At 61.4% G+C, this 17,821-nt stretch carries 19 protein-coding genes and 1 tRNA gene; 12 read left to right on the top strand and 8 right to left on the bottom strand.

Annotated features, from left to right (window positions below):
- Window positions 1–20 precede the first annotated feature (20 nt).
- From M2497_RS11745 to M2497_RS11710, 8 genes are read left to right on the top strand one after another with little or no spacing between them, the layout of a single operon-like run.
- Window positions 21–509, top strand: coding sequence for a DUF6644 family protein (locus M2497_RS11745; protein ID WP_248487635.1), 489 nt, complete (start codon window positions 21–23; stop codon window positions 507–509).
- Window positions 509–1,210 (top strand): hypothetical protein, encoded by a 702-nt coding sequence (locus M2497_RS11740; RefSeq protein ID WP_248487633.1) that lies wholly within the window; start codon window positions 509–511, stop codon window positions 1,208–1,210. Before M2497_RS11745 ends, M2497_RS11740 begins: the two co-directional genes overlap by 1 nt.
- Entirely contained in the window at window positions 1,207–2,139 is a 933-nt protein-coding gene (locus M2497_RS11735; RefSeq protein WP_248487630.1) for a zinc ABC transporter substrate-binding protein, read from the top strand. Before M2497_RS11740 ends, M2497_RS11735 begins: the two co-directional genes overlap by 4 nt.
- Window positions 2,136–2,843, top strand: a complete 708-nt coding sequence (locus M2497_RS11730; protein WP_248487628.1) for a metal ABC transporter ATP-binding protein — start codon at window positions 2,136–2,138, stop codon at window positions 2,841–2,843. The genes M2497_RS11735 and M2497_RS11730 overlap by 4 nt, the downstream gene beginning before the upstream one ends.
- Entirely contained in the window at window positions 2,840–3,745 is a 906-nt protein-coding gene (locus M2497_RS11725) for a metal ABC transporter permease (protein ID WP_248487625.1), read from the top strand. The genes M2497_RS11730 and M2497_RS11725 overlap by 4 nt, the downstream gene beginning before the upstream one ends.
- Window positions 3,742–4,734 carry a zinc ABC transporter substrate-binding protein gene (locus tag M2497_RS11720; RefSeq protein ID WP_248487622.1) on the top strand — a complete coding sequence of 331 codons (993 nt, stop codon included), beginning with the start codon at window positions 3,742–3,744 and terminating at the stop codon, window positions 4,732–4,734. Before M2497_RS11725 ends, M2497_RS11720 begins: the two co-directional genes overlap by 4 nt.
- Before the next feature lie 29 nt (window positions 4,735–4,763).
- Window positions 4,764–5,087 carry a hypothetical protein gene (locus M2497_RS11715; RefSeq protein ID WP_058427124.1) on the top strand — a complete coding sequence of 108 codons (324 nt, stop codon included), beginning with the start codon at window positions 4,764–4,766 and terminating at the stop codon, window positions 5,085–5,087.
- A gap of 8 nt (window positions 5,088–5,095) precedes the next feature.
- On the top strand, window positions 5,096–5,920 hold the full coding sequence (locus M2497_RS11710) for a DUF4198 domain-containing protein (RefSeq protein WP_248487619.1): 825 nt from the start codon (window positions 5,096–5,098) through the stop codon (window positions 5,918–5,920).
- Window positions 5,921–5,993: 73 nt separating this feature from the next.
- Here the strand turns inward: M2497_RS11710 and M2497_RS11705 are convergent, their stop codons facing one another.
- Both M2497_RS11705 and M2497_RS11700 read right to left on the bottom strand, forming a co-directional pair.
- On the bottom strand, window positions 5,994–7,238 hold the full coding sequence (locus M2497_RS11705; RefSeq protein WP_248487617.1) for an MFS transporter: 1,245 nt from the start codon (window positions 7,236–7,238) through the stop codon (window positions 5,994–5,996).
- Window positions 7,239–7,316: 78 nt separating this feature from the next.
- Complete coding sequence (locus M2497_RS11700) at window positions 7,317–7,994, bottom strand: RraA family protein (RefSeq protein ID WP_248487614.1); 678 nt, start codon at window positions 7,992–7,994, stop codon at window positions 7,317–7,319.
- A 352-nt stretch (window positions 7,995–8,346) separates the two neighbouring features.
- Between M2497_RS11700 and M2497_RS11695 the strand changes: the two genes are divergently transcribed.
- The 3 genes from M2497_RS11695 (at window position 8,347) to M2497_RS11685 (ending at window position 11,661) form a co-directional block, all read left to right on the top strand.
- On the top strand, window positions 8,347–9,324 hold the full coding sequence (locus M2497_RS11695) for a hydroxyacid dehydrogenase (RefSeq protein WP_248487612.1): 978 nt from the start codon (window positions 8,347–8,349) through the stop codon (window positions 9,322–9,324).
- An 81-nt stretch (window positions 9,325–9,405) separates the two neighbouring features.
- Window positions 9,406–10,743 carry an MFS transporter gene (locus tag M2497_RS11690; RefSeq protein WP_248487610.1) on the top strand — a complete coding sequence of 446 codons (1,338 nt, stop codon included), beginning with the start codon at window positions 9,406–9,408 and terminating at the stop codon, window positions 10,741–10,743.
- Between the two features lie 168 nt (window positions 10,744–10,911).
- Window positions 10,912–11,661 (top strand): helix-turn-helix domain-containing protein, encoded by a 750-nt coding sequence (locus M2497_RS11685; protein WP_248487608.1) that lies wholly within the window; start codon window positions 10,912–10,914, stop codon window positions 11,659–11,661.
- 31 nt (window positions 11,662–11,692) lie between these two features.
- On the opposite strand, the gene M2497_RS11680 is transcribed toward M2497_RS11685, so the two are convergent.
- The gene (locus M2497_RS11680) at window positions 11,693–12,643 is read right to left on the bottom strand and encodes a LysR family transcriptional regulator (RefSeq protein WP_248487606.1); all 951 of its coding nucleotides are present in this window, start codon (window positions 12,641–12,643) and stop codon (window positions 11,693–11,695) included.
- A gap of 98 nt (window positions 12,644–12,741) precedes the next feature.
- Here M2497_RS11680 and M2497_RS11675 point away from each other — a divergent pair, with 98 nt between their 5' ends.
- On the top strand, window positions 12,742–13,956 hold the full coding sequence (locus M2497_RS11675) for an MFS transporter (RefSeq protein ID WP_248487604.1): 1,215 nt from the start codon (window positions 12,742–12,744) through the stop codon (window positions 13,954–13,956).
- Window positions 13,957–14,068: 112 nt separating this feature from the next.
- Here the strand turns inward: M2497_RS11675 and M2497_RS11670 are convergent.
- From M2497_RS11670 to M2497_RS11650, 5 genes are all read right to left on the bottom strand, one after another.
- Window positions 14,069–14,144, bottom strand: a tRNA-Gly gene (locus tag M2497_RS11670).
- A gap of 63 nt (window positions 14,145–14,207) precedes the next feature.
- Window positions 14,208–14,768 carry a CDP-diacylglycerol--glycerol-3-phosphate 3-phosphatidyltransferase gene (gene pgsA, locus M2497_RS11665; protein WP_003232771.1) on the bottom strand — a complete coding sequence of 187 codons (561 nt, stop codon included), beginning with the start codon at window positions 14,766–14,768 and terminating at the stop codon, window positions 14,208–14,210.
- Between the two features lie 32 nt (window positions 14,769–14,800).
- Window positions 14,801–16,624 carry an excinuclease ABC subunit UvrC gene (uvrC, locus tag M2497_RS11660; protein ID WP_248487603.1) on the bottom strand — a complete coding sequence of 608 codons (1,824 nt, stop codon included), beginning with the start codon at window positions 16,622–16,624 and terminating at the stop codon, window positions 14,801–14,803.
- A 1-nt stretch (window position 16,625) separates the two neighbouring features.
- Entirely contained in the window at window positions 16,626–17,267 is a 642-nt protein-coding gene (gene uvrY / locus M2497_RS11655; protein WP_003190387.1) for a UvrY/SirA/GacA family response regulator transcription factor, read from the bottom strand.
- Window positions 17,268–17,418: 151 nt separating this feature from the next.
- Complete coding sequence (locus tag M2497_RS11650; RefSeq protein ID WP_058427132.1) at window positions 17,419–17,784, bottom strand: helix-turn-helix transcriptional regulator; 366 nt, start codon at window positions 17,782–17,784, stop codon at window positions 17,419–17,421.
- Window positions 17,785–17,821: the final 37 nt, after the last annotated feature.

Here is a 17,821-nt window from a genome sequence, read left to right as displayed (position 1 = left end):
AAAGTTCTCAGGTATTCGCCATGGATATTCAACCCCTGCTGCAAGCCATCCAGGACACGCCTGTCGCGACGTTCATCCGCGAGTCAGGCTCGGCCTTTCCAATGCTGGAATCGGTGCACGTAATCGGCATCGCCATTGTCTACGGCACCATCGCCGTCGTTGACCTGCGCCTGCTTGGCGTAACCGCCCACCGGCGCGGCGCGCTGAAACTGATCCAGGATTTGCTGCCCTACACCTGGGTCGCGTTCGTGACCTGCGTGATCACCGGCCTGCTGATGTTCTGTGCCAATGGCACGACCTATGTGCAGAACACCGCGTTCCTGCTGAAAATGGGCCTGCTGATGCTGGCCGGCGCCAACATGGCGGTGTTCCACTTGGGCGCCTTTCGCCGAATTGCCGAATGGGACACGACGCTGCCGCCTCCCTGTCAGGCGCGTGTCGCCGGGTTCAGCTCGTTGCTGTTGTGGGCCGGCGTGGTCTTCCTGGGCCGCTGGATTGCGTTTCTCTGATGGCGCGCCCAGCCGCTGCGATCACCCAGGTGCGGCCGCGCTCCGGCGCATGGGAGTCGCTGGGCCTGGTGCTGGCGACCCTGGCCGTCATCGCCAGCGTGGCTGGCTATGTGATGCTGCGCCCGGAAAGAGTCGGCCCGCCCACCCCGCTGAGCTGGCAGGTGCGTTCCTTTGACGGCTTGGGTGCGGTCGATCAGGCCATCCACAGCGCCTTGCTGCCGGCCGGCGAGGAAATCATCTGGAACAACAACGATACCGGCGGCTGGATCACCCTGGAGCGTGCACAGGAGCTGTTGCTGCCGCCGTTCTACCGTGATGCCTTCTGGAAGGCCAATGGCGAGGTGCACTGGCAATTGATTCTGCCCGGCACGCACCTGGCCCATCAGGGCGGCGAGGACGACGCCACGGCGGCGGCCCCTGCCGTCAGCGACGTGTCCAAGGCCACCCTGGGCCAGGGCGCCACGGTCTATTACGGCTCAGCCGGCCACGCGCCGGGCCAGAGCGCCTACCTGCTGATCATCGGCCACGCCCACGCCGGTGTGATGTGGGCCAACCAGGCGACGATCTGGGTCCACCGTGACCCGAACGCGCCCTACCCCGCCATCGTCAAGCCGGAATCCCTGGTCGGCGATGGTTGGCGCCAAGTCATCCCGTACGACGGTGCCAGCGAAATCGAACGCGTAAAAGGAACCCAGCCATGACTGTTTCTACGAAACATCGCGCCGTGTGGCGCCGTTGCATCGCGCTGTGGGTGCTGATCACCGCCATCGCACTCGCCGGCCCGGCCTTCGCCTCGGCGAAGCCACTCAGAATCGGTATCACCCTGCATCCCTACTACAGCTTCGTGGCCAATATCGTCGGCGATCGGGCGCAAGTCATTGCGCTGATTCCGGCAGAGGCCAACCCGCACAATTACCAGCCGCAACCCGATGACATCACCCGCGCGATGAATATCGATGTGCTGGTGGTCAACGGTATCGGGCACGATGAATGGGCCTTCCAGATCATCAAGGCCGCCGGGCGCACGCAAACACTGCCGATTATCCAGGCGAACGCCACGGTGGCGCTGATTCCCATCGGCGGTGACCAGGAAGGGGTCAAGGTGGTCAACCCGCACACCTTTGTCTCGACCACGGCAGCGATCCAACAGGTGTTCGAAATCGCTCGCCGGCTGGGCGAGTTGGACCCGGACAACGCGGGCGAGTATCGCAAGAATGCGCTGGCGTATGCCGGCCGTATCCGTGCGCTGCGCGCAGGCTTCATGACGCGCTTCGCCGCACTGGACCTGTCGTCGTTCCGCTGTGCGACGACCCATGCCGGCTACGACTACATGATGCAGGAGTTCGGCTTGTTCGTAAGCGCCGTGATCGAACCGCGCCATGGCGTCGCGCCGACGGCACGCCAATTGGCCAACACCATCGAGGCGATCAAGAAGGCCAACGTCAAGGTGCTGTTCGCCGAAAAGAACTTCTCCCTCGACCTGGCCAAACCCATCGAAGCCGCCACCGGCGTGAAGGTGTTCGCCCTGTCTCATATCACCGGCGATAGCTACAGCGCGGACGAGTTCGAGGTCGCGATGCGCGAAAACCTCGAGACCCTGGCGCAAGCCGTCGAGTTTACGCAGCAATGAACGCGCTGAAGGAGCAATACGCGATGCGCGGCCCCGCCATTGTGTTCGACAACGTCTCCCTGCGACTGGGAGGCACGCAGGTGCTCGATCAAGTGAGCATGCGCATCGAGGCCGGCGCATTGCACTGCCTGGTCGGCCCCAACGGCGGCGGCAAAACCTCACTGGTGCGTGCGCTGCTGGGCCAGATGCCGCATTCGGGAACGATCCGGCTCGAGGGTGAACTCACTACGCCCATGGGGTATGTGCCGCAGTTGCCGGACTTCGACCGCAACGTGCCCATGACAGTGAACGATCTCATGGCCCTGTTGGGTCAACGTCGGCCCGCCTTCCTCGGCGCAGGCCGCGCCGCCAAGGCGGCCCATGCCCAGGCCCTGGAGCGTACCGGCATGGCGGGGATGGGTAAAAAGCCCTTTGACAGCCTGTCCGGTGGCCAGCGTCAGCGAGTGCTGCTGGCCCAGGCGATCAGCCCGATGCCGTGGCTGCTGATCCTCGATGAACCGACCGCCGGGATCGACGAGCCTGGTGTGCGCCTGGTAGAGGCGCTGGTGGCCGAGCTGAACCGCCGTGGGGTGACCATTTTGTGGATCAACCACGACCTCGAACAGGTCAAGCGTATCGCGCAGTCCGTGACCGTTATCAATCAACGGGTGCTGTTTCACGGCCCTGCCGATCAGCTCGATAGCCGACTGGAGGCCATTCGATGAATGCCCTGTACGACTTCATTCGCGACCACCTCCAGGCGCTCGCCGCGAGCCAGATGTTGCCGCAACCGTTCGAATACGAGTTCGTGATCAATGCGCTGATGTGTTCAGTGCTGATCGGGCCGCTGCTGGGAGTGCTGGGTTCGATGGTGATGATCAAGCGGATGGCGTTCTTCAGCCAGTCCGTGGGCAATGCGGCGATGACCGGCGTGGCCATCGGCGTGCTGATCGGCGAGTCCTACACCTCGCCCTACTTCTCGATGTTCGGCTTCTGCCTGCTGTTCGCCCTGACCCTCAAGTACACGCAGCACCGCACCACCCTGGCCAATGACACGTTGATCGGCGTGTTCCTGTCCATCTCGCTGGCGGTCGGTGCCTCATTGCTGCTGTTCGTGTCCGCGAAAATCAACACACACGTGATGGAAGGCGTGCTGTTCGGCTCGATCCTGGCGGTCGACCACACCGACATGAACGTACTGCTGGGCGTGACGGTGATTTGCACGCTGATCGGGCTGCCCCTGTACAACGGCATGTTGCTCTCCAGCCTCAACCCGAGCCTGGCCCATGCGCGCGGCGTCAAGGTGCGCAGCGTCGAGTACCTGTTCGTGGTGTTGGTCACCCTGGTAACGGTCGCCTGCTTGAAGATCATCGGCGCCGTGCTGGTCGAGGCCTTGCTGCTGATACCGGCAGCCGCAGCCCGCAACATCAGCCGCTCACTGCCGGGCCTGGTCACGTGGGCCGTCCTGATTGCGACCTTTTCCTGTGTGGTCGGGATTCTGGCACCGATGCAGTTCCATATTCCGGTGCCCACGGGCGGCGCCATCGTGATCGTCGCAGCCTTGGTATTTGCCTTCACCACCCTCATCCGCGGCACCGCGCCGCAGTTCAAAGGGGCCAGCGTATGAAAAGGTTCAACACTTCAATTCGCCCTTGGCTGGCACTGTTCGCACTGCTGCTGGGTGGCGTGCCGTCAGCCTTTGCGCAGGAGCAACAGCCAGTGCTCGTCGCCCTGCCGGCGATGTATGCGCTCACCTCGGCACTCGGCGAAGGCACGCACATCGAGGTCGTACGTGTCCCGCTGGACGCCGCCGTGCCCCTGGAAAGCCAGGCCAACGCGCTGTCGCGCCTGGAGCCGGCGGTGTTCCAGAGGGCCGTCGCCGTGGTCACCCTGAGCAGCCTGTGGCGCGCCGACCCGTTGTATACGACGGCGCGGCGCCACAACCTGCGGATCGTCGAGATCGATGCGTCGCACTCTTGGGACAGCCTCAAGCCCGGCGTGGCCGTGACACGCGTGCCGGCAAACGATGTGCCCTGGGCAGACGCCCGCAACGGCGAAGGCGGCCCGTCGCCTTACGCCTGGCTGGGGCCGATCAATGCCATGCGCATGTCGGCATTGATTGCCGCCGACCTGGCACGGCTGTCCCCAACCGACGCGCCACGGATCGCGCGCAACCTCGCTGCGCTCGACGGCCGCATGCGCCGCCTGAAGGCCGACTACGGCGATCGGCTGCTGAAAGTGCCAGACCTGCGCGTGCTGTCGCTGGTCAGCGAGCCGGTCTACCTGTTCGGCGAGTTCGGCGTGTATGTGGACGGTTGGTTCGTGCGCCAGGACATCGACTGGACGGACGCCGACCGCGCCGCCCTGACCCGCTACCTTCGCGAGCGAGATATCCGCGTGGTGGTTCACAAATGGGCGCCTGACGCCAGGATTGCACAGGCCATCGAGGACGGCGGCGCACGCCTGCTGATCCTGGATAGCGGCAACCCGGGCATGCTCGCCAACCCGGCCAACAGCTACGAGGCGCTGCTGAGTGCCAACCTCGACGCCTTGCTGGCGGCCTTCGCGCCGGCCGCTCCCGCAGTGGCTGCCGCCCAAACGGCGACGCCGCAGTGATCCACTTCGACCATGGAGAACGAAACCTTATGAAACCGCGAGATCTGGCCCACCCGATACTGCTGGCAGGTGCCCTGCTGTTCTGCCAGGCCGCGCTGGCCCACGGCCCCGTTTTCGACTGCTACATCGAGCACGATGACTGGGTGAAATGTGAAGCCGGCTACACCGACGGCAGTTCCGCCGCAGGTCGAAAAATCCATGTCCAGGACCCCAGCAACAAGCTATTGCTCGAAGGGACTGTCGACAAGGACAACAGCTACACGTTCCAGGCCCCCGCCGGCGCGTACTCGGTGGAATTCCTCGGTGGTGAAAACCATGGCGCCACGATCCAGTCCTCTGACATCTCAAAGTGAGCCCGACCATGCTGATCAAACGACGACTGCTCCAAGCCTTTGCCGCCGCGACCTTCGGTTGCATGACCTGCGCCGCGCAAGCGCACTTCCAGATGCTCTACCTTGACGAAACCGCGCTGCAGCGTGCGGCCGACCTGGACTTCGCTATAGTGTTCACGCATCCGTTCTCCGGTGGGCCGACGATGGCCATGGGTGAACCCAAGGCCTTCAGCCTCATCAGCGGCCACGGCGGAAAAACAACCGACCTGCGCCAATACCTCAAACCCGTCCAGTGGCAGGGTCGCGAAAAACCAGTGACCGCCTATCGTGCGTCGATTCCACGGGAGTTGGTGCGGCCCCTGGGCGACCATATTTTCGTACTCGAACCTGAGCCGTATCTGGAAACCGAGGAAGGCGTCTACATCCAACAGTTCACCAAGCTCGTCGTGAACGTGGGCGGCGTGCCCGGCAATGGGTCAGAACCCCAAGGGTTGGCGGTTGAGATCCAACCCCTGAACAAGCCGTATGCAAACTGGACGGGTGGGGTGTTCCGCGCGTTGGTCCTGGCTGACGGCAAGCCTGTTCCATTCGCCGAGATCGAAATCGAGTACGTCAATCATGCGGTCGACATCAAAAACAACGCCTTTGGCCAGAAGGACTATGTCACTGCCCCCCAAGCCGCCTTCAAATCCTTGAGTACGTATTCGGATGCCCAAGGCATCGTGACCATCGGCCTGCCACGCGCTGGCTGGTGGGGCATTGCGGCGCTCAACATCGGCGCGACCAAAACCTACAAGGGCAAACCCCTGTCCCAGGATGCGGTGCTGTGGATCCAGGCCAGGGACATGAAATAACGTGCGGTTATCGGTGTCGGTTAAAGCGCCGCGTTCTGTCGAGTCGCCTGCCAGCAAAGCAGCGAACCGACTGTCACCCTGACGGCCCCCTGCCAGAACGGTGCCTGCGAACTGACAACCATCCACTGACGCCCTGATACGCCAACAGCAGTGCACCGGCCAGCAACAAGGTCCACTGCACGCTGAAGGCTGCAGCCGCCAGCCCTGCCAACAACCCACCAATCGCTTCGAAGCCGAAACGCATGGCGATGTAGAACGCAATCACCCGCCCGCGCAGCGCCTCGGGCGCGGTGCTTTGCAGGGTCATGTTGCTGCTGACATTGCTCACGGTGATGCCAAACCCCAAGCCCGCCAGCACGATCAGCGTGAACCACAACGGCGGGTTGGCGGCTATCGCGCACAAGGCGATCGCACACACCAGTGCCCCGGCGCCGATGATGCGTTGCAGGTTCGACGCACCGCCGACAAACGCCAGGAAAATCGTCGCGACAAACGCCCCGGCACCGGCGGCCCCCCATAACCAACCCAAGGTTTGCGCATCGCCGGCGAACACGTTTTTTGCCAGGATCGGCAACAGCACCGTGTAACAAGAGGCCAGCAGGTTGACCATGATCACGCTGATCAGCAAACGCCGAATATGAAGTGTGCGCCACAGGTAGCGCAGGCCTTCACGGAAAATCTCTGCGGTGGAACCCTGGGCCTTGGTTTGCTCGCGGCTTCTCACTCTGCCCAGCCCGATCAGCAACATGCCAAACGCGATACTGGTCAGGAGAAAACAGCCGGCTTCGCCACTCCAGTTGATCAGCAACCCCGCCAGCGGAGGGCCAATAAAGCGGGCGGCGTTGATCAGCATTGCGTTCAGCACTAGCGCGTTGGGCAAGTCCCTGGGGTCGTCGACGAAACTGCTGATCAACGCCTGGCGCAGCGGTGTTTCCAGGGCATTGAGCAAGCCGAGAATCAGCGCCATGACGATGATCACCTCCCGGCCCATCCATTGCTGCCAGGTGAGTACGGCCAACACCAGCGATTGCAGGGCAAGCAGGGTTTGCACGCCCATCAATAGGCGGCGTTTGTCGTGGCGGTCCGACCAGGCGCCCGCCAGTGGGCCGACCAACAACTGTGGCAGCAGCGTCAGGAAAGCAATCGTGCCCAGCAATACAGCCGAACCCGTCAAGTGATAAGCCAGCCAGGCCAGTGCGACCTGTTGAATCCACTTACCCAGGGTCGATAGACCCTGACCCACAAAGTAGATCTGGAAATTGCGATGGCTCAATGCGCGGATCGGCGCGGGCCAACGGGAGACGGCAACAGAAGTCACAGCGAGCCTTTAGGTATGAAGCCTGCGACGCCCTGCCCGTGAACCCTGGTCGAACACGGCGGCCAGGGTGTAGCGGGATCAGCCAGGGAGCTCGCAGCCTTTCTGCATGAGAGATTTCAGGACCCAGGTACGGTCGTTTTCACCCTGGGCAATCTGTTCAAGCTGCTTTTGTTCGGCAGCATGCTTGGCGTGGGCACGATCATACACTTCACCGACCTGATCAAACGGCACGCAGAGCAAGCCGTCTTCGTCGCCGATGACCAGGTCACCGGGTTCGATGACCATGCCATCAATCGCAATCGCCACGTTGACCTCGCCTGGGCCGTCCTTGTAAGGGCCACGGTGGGTGACGCCGGCGGCGAACAGCGGGAAATCACCGGCGCCGATACTGGCGGCGTCACGGATGGCGCCGTTGATTACAATGCCGGCCACCCCTTTTTTGACCGCATACGCGACCATCATTTCACCGATCAGTGCGTTGCTCAGGTCGCCGCCGGCATCCACCACGATGACGTCGCCCGGCTGTGCGATGTCAATGGCGTAATGCAGCATCAGGTTGTCGCCCGGGCGCGCCTTGACGGTCAGTGCCGGTCCCACCAACACACCCTGGCGGTGCATGGCACGCAGGCTGGCGCCGCCGGCGGTCATGCGGTTCATCGAGTCGCTGATGTTGGCGACGGGCACCGTCCGGTAGCGCTCAACCCATTCGGCGGGCACTTTGCGAGCTTGTTCGAGCACTCTGAAACCAATGGACATGGGGTCACCTTCTTATGTTTTTTGTAAGCCGTGGCGCGACTGCAGAATAATTAAAATGAAACGCTATTTCGAAATTATCATTTCATTTTTTGACTTGCAAGCAAGCATTGCGTGCAGCTCGTCGCGTAAACGCTGACTGCACCAAGACATGAAAATCAGCTCATTCAAAAATAAAATGCTGATTTATCAAGAAAAAAACAGGCACTACGGCATGACCAAAGAACGGCATTCACACCTGAAAAAAATCTTTTTAATTGCAACGCCGTTTCATTATGTTAGGTTTTAGTCACCGCTGAGGGTCATGTCACTCGCCCCCCAGCTGCACACAGATAAAAAAACCAAGGTGCGCAACATGACCCGAACCCTTTTGCTGACCGGCCCTGAATTGACTGCCGAAGCCATGGCCCACGCCGCCTCACACGGCGTGCGCGTCATACCGACCATCCCCTACCTACCCGCCGACGAACTCACTGCGATCATTGCGCGCGAACAGCCCGATGCAATCATCGTGCGCCAGGGTCACCTGACGCGGGACATGATCCAGGCGTCCGCGCAGTTGAAGATCATTGCCAAGCACGGCGTGGGCTACGACACCATCGACATTGCGGCAGCCGCCGAACGCAGCATTCCCGTGACCATTGCCCTGGGCGCCAATGCGCAGTCGGTCGCCGAGCATGCACTGGCGTTGATGTTCAGCGTCGCCCGCCACACCGCCCTGCTGGATGCACGGATGCGCGATGGGCATTGGGATAAAGCGACCTCGGTCGGTGTCGAGCTGTCGGGCAAGACCTTGGGCCTGGTCGGCCTGGGCTCAATCGGTCGAATTCTGATGGAGCTGGTCGGCCCGCTGCGCATGCAGGTCAAGGTGTACGACCCCTACCTGAAAAACCTGCCTGACGTGCCCAACGTTGAGCAGGTCAGTGACTTCGATGCCTTGCTGGCGGACTGCGATATCATCAGCCTGCATTGCCCGCTCACGGAGCAGAACCGCAACCTGTTCGGCGAGGCGCAGTTCAAGCGCATGCGCCCCGGCAGCCTGCTGATCAACACCGCACGCGGCGAGCTGATTGATACCGATGCCTTGGTAAAAGCCCTGAGCACGGGCCAGATCGGCGGCGCCGGCCTGGATACCTTCAACCCCGAACCGCCGCCTGCCGACTCGCCGCTATGGGGCCTGCCGACCCTGGTGGCGACGCCGCATGTGGGCGCCAATACCGCCGAAGCGCGGGACCGCGTGGGGCTGCTGGCCGTGCAACAGATCATCGATTTCTGGGGCGGCATCGCGCCCGACCCGCGCGCGGTGGTCAATCGTCATCTCTATGCGCAGTGATTGAATTCATGCAACCCGCACGCCTCAAGTAGCAGTGCGGGTCATAACGCTTCTCCAAAAAAAACAAAATGGGAGAGAGTCATGTCTACCAGCTCTACCGAAATCAGCGCCGTTGAGCGCTCAACCATGCGCAAGGTGGCGTGGCGGCTGCTGCCGTTCCTGATCCTCTGCTACCTGCTGGCGATCATCGACCGCGGCAATATCGGCATGGCTTCCTTGCAGATGAACCAGGACCTGGGCCTGACACCGGCGATCTTCGGCTTTGCCAGCAGCCTGTTCTTTGTCTCTTACTTCCTGGTCGAAGTGCCGAGCAACCTGGCCTTGCAGCGCTTCGGTGCAAGGGTCTGGATTGCTCGCATCATGATTACCTGGGGGCTGATTTCGGCAGGCACTGCATTCGTGCAGGGCGCCAACTCGCTCTATGTGATGCGCTTCCTGCTGGGCGCCGCGGAGGCCGGCTTTTTTCCTGGCGTACTGCTTTACCTCACCTACTGGTTGCCGGCCGCCTACCGTGGACGCATGGTTGCGATCTTCATGGTTGCCATTCCCGGCGCCAACTTCATTGGCTCGCCGCTGTCCGGCCTTCTGCTGAGCCTGGACGGCTGGTTTGGCATGCGCGGCTGGCACTGGTTGTTCATCATCGAAGGCATTCCCGCAGTGTTGCTGGGTATCGCCTGCCTGTTCGTATTGACCGATCGCCCCGAGCAAGCCAAATGGCTGAGTGACGAGCAACGTGGCTGGCTGACCAACCGACTGGCCGAAGAACGCGGCCGCAAGACCGCCATCGGGCATATCTCGTTGTGGAAGCTGCTGCGCCACAAACACATCTGGGTATTGGCGCTGATCTATTCCGGCGCCTCGGCGGCAGGCAGCACCATGAGTGTCTGGGCACCGCAATTGCTCAAGACCTTTGGCTTGAATAACCTGGAAATCGGCCTGGTCAATGCCATTCCGTACGGCCTGGCGTCGATCCTGATGATCCTGTGGGGCCGCAGCTCCGACAAGACCGGTGAACGCCGCTGGCACACCGCGACCACCCTGTTGTTGATCACGGCCGGCCTGTTGCTGGCGCTGATGACCTCTTCACTGGTGGCAACCGTGCTGATGATGTCCATGGTGCTGATCGGTGCTTACTCGATGAAGGGACCGTTCTGGGCCCTGGTGTCGACCTGGCTGTCGTCCTCCACCGCAGCGGCAGGCCTGGCGGCAGTGGGTGCGATGGCCAACCTGATCGGCGGCGGCCTCATGGTGAATGTCTACGGCACGATCCAGCATGCCACGGGCAGCCATGCGCTGGCCTTGCTGCCGCTCGCGGCACTGTGCGCGCTGGGTGCACTCATGGTGTTGTTGATCGGACGCAAGCACCTGAACAAATCGAGTGATCCCGTGGAGTTCAACAAGGAAGCCAACGCGGGCTGATCTCCCCTATAGGCTGCACCCTTGCTGCTGCCGGGCCCCGCCCCGTCAGCAGCGTTTTATTTAGCGCGCGCGGCCAATCCTTCACGCGCATTGCCCCCGCGCGCCAATGGCAGTATTTTGCACCCTGCTCACGCACAGCCCACGCCCACCCTCACAAGGAGCCACCCCATGGTAAAAATTCGCCCGCGCCCGGCAGTCACCGGGGTTGCTTCGGCCGATCGGGTGCTGACCGTGCTCACCGCGTTCAAGATGGGCGACACCGCCCTGGAGCTGGCTGAACTCGCCGACCGAACCGGGCTGATCAAAAGCACCATCATGCGCTTGATGGTTTCCCTGGAAAATTACGGCCTGATCAGCCGCCTGGCCGACGGCCGCTATCAACTGGCCACGGAGATCATGCGCTTGAATACCGTCTACCAGGACGGGCTCGACCTGGAACGGCATATCACCCCATTGCTTCACACGCTGACCCAGGAAACCGGAGAAACGGCATCCTTTTATGTCAGGCATGGCGCTTACCGAATGTGCCTCTATCGCGTGAACTCACCTCACCACTTGCGCCTGCACCTGCAACCCGGTGATACGCGCCCCATGGACGGCGCCGCCGGCGCCGAAGCGTTGAGAACGCCGTACTCCCTGGCGGCGAAAATGATGAAACCGATTTACTCCGTGGGCGCCACGGACCCGCACGCTTCCTCGATGGCACTGCCGATTTTCGGCCCGGGGGAAAACCTGATTGGCGCGCTGGTACTCTCCGGCCCCGCGAGCCGACTGACCGCCGAACAGGCACAGACGTTGCACCCACTGTTTCAGAGCGCTGCCGTACAGCTGACCCGCAGCCTGGGGGGCGATGCGCTCGATGAGGGCCACGCGCAACCTGCGCAGAAGAAGTCCCGCGCCAGGAAAACCCAGGACTGAGCGACCACGCGCCTATCTGGTATGACGTGGCTTACGACCGCCTGGCATCAGGCACTTCAAGGCCTGACAACAGCTCATCGGTTGTGCGATCGAACTGCTCCATAAGGAAATCCAGCAAGACCCGCACGCGGGGAACCCGGTAACGGTTGCCATGTAATACCGCGTAGACGCCGGCCTCCGGGACACAAAAGTCAGGCAACAGGACTTTCAATCGTCCAGCACGGATATCGGCTGCCGCATCCCAGATGGTCTTACGTGCAATGCCATGCCCGGCCAACGCCCATGCGCGCGCGAGTGCGCCATCGTTGGTCTCCCATGCCTGGCTCATGGGCACGGTGTGGTTCCATGCCTGACCGTCCACCACAAAGTGAAAGGTGTTCAATGGCCCTGCGCCAGTCACCAGCACGATGAACTTGTGGTTAACCAGGTCAGCAGGGGTCTGGGGTACACCGTATCGCGCCAGGTAGTCAGGCGAAGCGCACAGTACTCGCCAGTTGGGCGCTAACTGCCTGGCGATCATCGAGCTTTCATGTGGCTGCCCAAACCGGATTGCCAGATCAATATCGTCCTGCACCAGATTCGACACCGAATCCGACAACGTCAGCGCGACGCACAGTTCCGGGTGCAACACACTGAATGCCTCAAGCCAGTCATTCAAAAGATTGCGGCCAAAGTCGGCAGACGCGGATATCCGCACCTTGCCACGCACTTCAGTTTGACTGGCTTGAAGCCCCGATTCCGCCTCATCGATAGCCCGCAATGCGACCCAGCACTGCTGCAAGTAAAACCGACCTTCTTCCGTGAGGCGCAACTGACGGGTTGTGCGATCAAACAATTTGGTGCGCAGCGCCGCCTCAAGCTTGATGAGGCGCGCGCTGGCCGCAGCTGGCGACAGTGCCAGTTTGCGTCCTGCGGCAGACAGGCTGCCGAGTGCCGCCGCCTCGACAAACAAACGCATATCACCCAATCGGTCAGTGGTCATATTCAATTCAAATTTGATAGATCATCAAATGGTAGGCCAATTATCAAATCTGTGGCAATTCATCACACTTGTCCCTCCCTTCCCACTGAGCACAGGTCATGACTGGCAAATCACATGTTGAAAATGGCTCTTTCACGACATCGAACACTCTCGAACATCTCACCACCGGGCGTCTGCCACTGGCGGCCCTGTTGGCGCTGACAATGGGTAGCTTTATCGCCACCGCCAACGAAACGGTACCCGCAGGACTTTTGCCACAGATCGCCGAGGCATTGGGTGTGTCGCAAGCGTGGGCCGGCCAGATGGTGACGCTATGCGCACTGGGCTCAGGGTTGGCGGCTATTCCTTTGACGCTCGCGTTGCAGGGTTGGCCTCGGCGCTTGTTGCTATTACTGGCGGTCGCGGTGTTTTGCGCCTGCAATGCGGTCACCGCCCTGTCGCCCTGGTTTGCATTGACGCTGGCGGCGCGCTTCATGGTGGGCATTGCCACCGGTCTGGCCTGGAGCCTGCTGGCCGGCTACGCCAGACGCTTGGTCGCCCCACAATTGCAAGGTCGCGCCATGGCGCTGGCCATGCTCGGCATCCCTTTGGCACTGGCCCTGGGGGTACCGCTGGGTGCCTGGCTCGGCAAATTGCTGGGATGGCGATGCGTGTTCGGGACGCTCTCAGGACTCAGCCTTTTGCTGATGGCCTGGATCTATCTGAAAGTGCCTGACTTTCCCGGACAACGCGCCGATCGACGCCTGCCGCTGCGCAGGGTCCTGCAAACCCCGGGGGTGCGGCCGGTGCTGGCGGTGGTCATACTCTGGATCCTGGCCCATTACACGCTCTATACCTATATTGCAGCGTTCCTGGCTTCGGTTGGCCTGGCCGATCAGGTTGATCGGGGCCTCTTTGCATTCGGTATTGCGGCCTTGTTCGGCCTATGGGTGATCGGCACGCTGATTGATGGCAGGCTTCGCAGCCTGGTACTGCTCAGCCTGACAGCATTCACCCTGGTGTCGTTTGCCCTTGGGCTGGGTGACCTGCCCGCCAGTGCGATCTACATCAGCATCGTCTTGTGGGGGATGAGCTTCGGCGGCGCGCCAACCTTATTGCAAACCGCCTTGGCTGAAGTTGCCGGAGACGGCGCTGACATTGCGCAATCAATGCTGGTCACCGTGTTTAACCTGGCATTTGCGGGCAGCGGTGTGATCGGCGGTGTTCTCCTGGGAAGCCGAGGGGCGAGCGCTATTCCCTGGGTTGCATTGGCGCTGCTGCTGCCGGCGCTATTGATTGTCTCGATGGTCAAAAGGCAGGCTTTCAGGCGTTGACCGTTGGGCTGCGCGAACAATCGCCAATCGAGACTGGTCGAATGGCGGACACGATTCTGGACGGAACAGCAGGCAAAAAAAAGCCACTCGTTAGAGTGGCTTTTTTTGTGTTTGGAGCGGGAAACGAGACTCGAACTCGCGACCCCGACCTTGGCAAGGTCGTGCTCTACCAACTGAGCTATTCCCGCGTCTTGGTGATGCGCATTCTATAGAATTATCAGAACCGGTCAACCCCTTGATTCGAAAATGTTTTATTTCTTTTCAACGGTGGTGCGCAGATGCGGCCAGGCAGCGCGCAGATACTGGAGCATCGACCACAAGGTCAGGCCGGCGGCGATGAGCAGCAAGGCGTAGCCGGTCAACACCCAGAAGGAGAAGTCCGACGGGTTGGCCAGCAGGATCACCAGCGCGAGCATCTGCGCGGCGGTTTTCCATTTGCCCATGTTGGAGACGGCGACGTGGGCGCGGGCGCCGATTTCGGCCATCCATTCGCGCAGGGCGGAAACCACGATTTCGCGGCCGATGATCACGGCGGCCGGCAGGGTCAGCCACAGGTTGCCGTGTTCCTGCACCAGCAGGACCAGGGCGACGGCCACCATGAGTTTGTCGGCCACCGGGTCGAGGAACGCGCCGAACGGCGTGCTCTGTTCCAGGCGACGGGCCAGGTAGCCGTCGAGCCAGTCGGTGGCGGCCGCGAAGGCGAATACCGAACTGGAGGCCGCATAACTCCATTCGTACGGCAAATAAAACAACAGGATGAAAATAGGAATAAGCAGGACGCGTAGAACGGTGATCAGATTAGGGATATTCATCGGCACAACTGGCTACGAGGTGGAAAGGCATTCTATTCGCTGTGCAGATTCGCATAAATCAACTCAGCGAGCTTTTTACTGATACCGGGAGCTTTGGCTATTTCGTCAATGCTGGCACGGGATAGCTCCTGCAAGCCACCAAAATGTTTAAGCAAGTCGCGTCGCCGTGTCGGCCCGACGCCCGCCACCCCTTCCAGGGTTGAGGTTCGTCGGGTTTTGCCACGACGAGCGCGGTGGCCGGTAATGGCGAAACGGTGGGCTTCGTCGCGGATCTGCTGGATCAGGTGCAGCGCCGGTGAGTCGCCCTTCAAGGTGAACTCATGGGCGGCATCATTCAAGTACAACGTCTCGAAACCCGCCTTGCGCGTGGCGCCCTTGGCCACGCCGAGCAGGATCAGGTCGGGCACCGCCAGTTCGTTGAGTACATCGCGGGCCATGGACAGCTGGCCCTTGCCACCGTCCACCAGGAGGATATCCGGCAGCTTGCCCTCGCCGTCCTTCAACTTGCTGAAACGTCGGGTCAGGGCCTGGTGCATGGCTGCGTAGTCATCGCCGGCGGTGACGCCTTCGATGTTGTAGCGCCGATAGTCGGATTTGATCGGCCCTTCCGGCCCGAACACCACACAGGACGCCACGGTGGCTTCGCCGCTGGAGTGGCTGATGTCGTAACACTCCAGGCGCTGCGGCGGTTCGTCCAGGTTGAGGACTTCGGCCAGGGCGTCGAAGCGTGCGGCGACGTGCTGTCGATTGGCCAGGCGCGCGCCCAGGGCCTGTTCGGCATTGGTCACGGCCAGTTGCTGCCAACGAGCTCGCGTGCCGCGTACGCGGTGGCTGATGTCCAGCTCGCGGCCGCGCAGTTCGTGGATCGCCTCGATCAGCGTGGGGAAGTCTTCGTGCACCACGTTGACGATGAGCTCCGACGGCAGGTCGCGCTCCGGGCTGCTCACGTAGTACTGGCCCAGGAACGCCGCCATGACCTCGGCCACGTCCTCGTCGATACCGGTCTGCGGGAAGAAGTTCTTGCTGCCCAGTACCCGTCCGCCGCGCACGCTGATCAGGTGCACACAGGCGCCGCCCGGGTTGACGAAGGCGGCGATCACATCGACGTCACCGGTACCGCCTTCCATGCTCTGCTGGTCCTGCACGCGGCGCAGCAGGGAAATCTGGTCGCGCAGTTCGGCGGCCTTTTCAAAGTCCAGGGTACTGGCGGCCTGCTCCATGGCGCCGGAAAGTTCGTCGGTGAGGGCATTGCTGCGCCCTTCGAGGAACATCACCGAGTGGCGCACATCCTCGGCATACTCGGCCGGCTCCACCAGGCCCACGCAGGGCGCCTTGCAGCGCTTGATCTGGTATTGCAGGCACGGCCGGGTGCGGTTCTTGTAGAAGCTGTCTTCGCACTGGCGCACAAAAAAGGTCTTTTGCAGCAGGCTCAGGCTTTCGCGGATCGCGCCGGCGCTGGGATAGGGCCCGAAATACTTGCCCTTCTGCTTCTTCGCACCGCGGTGAATGCTCAGGCGTGGGAAGTTGCCGTCGGATAAAAACACGTAGGGGTAGGACTTATCATCGCGCAGCAGGATGTTGTAAGGCGGCCGCCATTCCTTGATCAGCGTCTGCTCAAGCAGCAGTGCTTCGGTTTCATTGGCGGTGATGGTGGTTTCGACCTGGGCGATGCGCGCCACCAGCGCGGCGGTTTTCGGCGCGAGACCGCTCTTGCGAAAGTAGCTCGCCAGGCGGTTCTTCAGGTTCTTGGCTTTGCCGACATACAGCAGGCGCGCCTCGCTGTCGAACATGCGGTACACGCCGGGGCGGCCACTGCAGGTCGAGAGGAAGGCACTGGGATCAAACGGTGTGGTCATGTCAGGCGCTGGCGTCCACCATGCCGTGGCGCACCGCGAGCAGGGTCAATTCAACATCACTGCTGATGGCGAGCTTCTCGAAAATGCGATAACGGTAGGTGTTGACGGTCTTGGGCGACAGGCACAGCTTGTCGGAGATCGTCTGCACCTTCTGGCAGCCGACGATCATCAAGGCGATCTGGATCTCCCGCTCCGACAGCGCATCGAACGGCGAGTCGCTGGTGGGCTGGAAGGATTTAATGGCCAGTTGCTGGGCGATCTGCGGGCTGATGTAACGCTGCCCGGCAAACACCAGGCGAATGGCTTGCACCATCTCGGCGAGGCCTGCGCCCTTGGTCAGGTAACCGGCCGCGCCGGCTTGCAACAGGCGCGTCGGAAACGGGTCTTCTTCACACACGGTCACCACCACGACCTTGATGTCCGGGTGGCTGCGCAACAACTTGGTCGTGGCGCCAAGACCGCCGATACCGGGCATCTTGACGTCCATCAACACCACATCGGGTTTCAACTCCCGGGCCTTGATCAGGGACTCTTCCCCGGACTCGGCCTGACCGACTACTTGCAGGCCATCGATGTCAGCCAGCATTCGTGTAATGCCTGTACGAACGAGATCATGGTCATCGACTACTAGCACCCTAATCAAGCAGACACCTCGCGATATGGTCTTATAGGTTGCTGAACACCTTAGCAAAAAACCAAGGCGCAGACCTAGCTGCAAGCGTCATATATATAGAGTTTGAACACACAGACGCCGTCCACCCTAGGGTGAACGGCTCTGTTTGTTGGGCGGCAGGTCAGGAATCCTGGGGCTGCGGCTTGGGTTTTCCATTCAGCGAAGCTGAATGTTCGGCCAGGGTAGACGTCAAGCGGCGGATCGCAGCCTGGTCTTCCTTGAACATCGCGCGGTAGTCTCCCAGTACCTTTTCTTCAATCTGGCTCAGGTTATCCAGTTGAATGGGGGTGGCAATACCGGTCAATACGTACAACACGTCCACACCTTTTTCGGCGACACGGGACAAGTAGTCTGCTTTAGGCGCCCGCCCTCCACTTTCGTATTTACCTTGTGCGTTGGCTTCAACGCCTCCAATTTCACCAAACACTTTTTGCGACAGCCCAAGTCGCTCCCTTTCTTGCCTCAAACGCGAACCGATTCCACTCATTTGGATGTATGATCCTATTTGGCACACCCCAAGAGGT

The sequence above is a fragment of the Pseudomonas sp. CYM-20-01 genome (assembly GCF_023169845.1).
GTDB classification, from domain to species: domain Bacteria; phylum Pseudomonadota; class Gammaproteobacteria; order Pseudomonadales; family Pseudomonadaceae; genus Aquipseudomonas; species Aquipseudomonas azotoformans.
Note: the sequence above shows the minus strand (reverse complement) of the source record. Positions and strands in the feature narration are given on the sequence as shown.

Bases quoted from the DNA above. Each gene is read 5' to 3' on its own strand.
- M2497_RS11745 (WP_248487635.1), top strand. From the start codon at position 21: ATGGATATTCAACCCCTGCTGCAAGCCATCCAGGACACGCCTGTCGCG.
- M2497_RS11740 (WP_248487633.1), top strand. From the start codon at position 509: ATGGCGCGCCCAGCCGCTGCGATCACCCAGGTGCGGCCGCGCTCCGGC.
- M2497_RS11735 (WP_248487630.1), top strand. From the start codon at position 1,207: ATGACTGTTTCTACGAAACATCGCGCCGTGTGGCGCCGTTGCATCGCG.
- M2497_RS11730 (WP_248487628.1), top strand. From the start codon at position 2,136: ATGAACGCGCTGAAGGAGCAATACGCGATGCGCGGCCCCGCCATTGTG.
- M2497_RS11725 (WP_248487625.1), top strand. From the start codon at position 2,840: ATGAATGCCCTGTACGACTTCATTCGCGACCACCTCCAGGCGCTCGCC.
- M2497_RS11720 (WP_248487622.1), top strand. From the start codon at position 3,742: ATGAAAAGGTTCAACACTTCAATTCGCCCTTGGCTGGCACTGTTCGCA.
- M2497_RS11715 (WP_058427124.1), top strand. From the start codon at position 4,764: ATGAAACCGCGAGATCTGGCCCACCCGATACTGCTGGCAGGTGCCCTG.
- M2497_RS11710 (WP_248487619.1), top strand. From the start codon at position 5,096: ATGCTGATCAAACGACGACTGCTCCAAGCCTTTGCCGCCGCGACCTTC.
- M2497_RS11700 (WP_248487614.1), bottom strand. From the start codon at position 7,994: ATGTCCATTGGTTTCAGAGTGCTCGAACAAGCTCGCAAAGTGCCCGCC.
- M2497_RS11695 (WP_248487612.1), top strand. From the start codon at position 8,347: ATGACCCGAACCCTTTTGCTGACCGGCCCTGAATTGACTGCCGAAGCC.
- M2497_RS11690 (WP_248487610.1), top strand. From the start codon at position 9,406: ATGTCTACCAGCTCTACCGAAATCAGCGCCGTTGAGCGCTCAACCATG.
- M2497_RS11685 (WP_248487608.1), top strand. From the start codon at position 10,912: ATGGTAAAAATTCGCCCGCGCCCGGCAGTCACCGGGGTTGCTTCGGCC.
- M2497_RS11680 (WP_248487606.1), bottom strand. From the start codon at position 12,643: ATGACCACTGACCGATTGGGTGATATGCGTTTGTTTGTCGAGGCGGCG.
- M2497_RS11675 (WP_248487604.1), top strand. From the start codon at position 12,742: ATGACTGGCAAATCACATGTTGAAAATGGCTCTTTCACGACATCGAAC.
- pgsA (WP_003232771.1), bottom strand. From the start codon at position 14,768: ATGAATATCCCTAATCTGATCACCGTTCTACGCGTCCTGCTTATTCCT.
- uvrC (WP_248487603.1), bottom strand. From the start codon at position 16,624: ATGACCACACCGTTTGATCCCAGTGCCTTCCTCTCGACCTGCAGTGGC.
- M2497_RS11650 (WP_058427132.1), bottom strand. From the start codon at position 17,784: ATGAGTGGAATCGGTTCGCGTTTGAGGCAAGAAAGGGAGCGACTTGGG.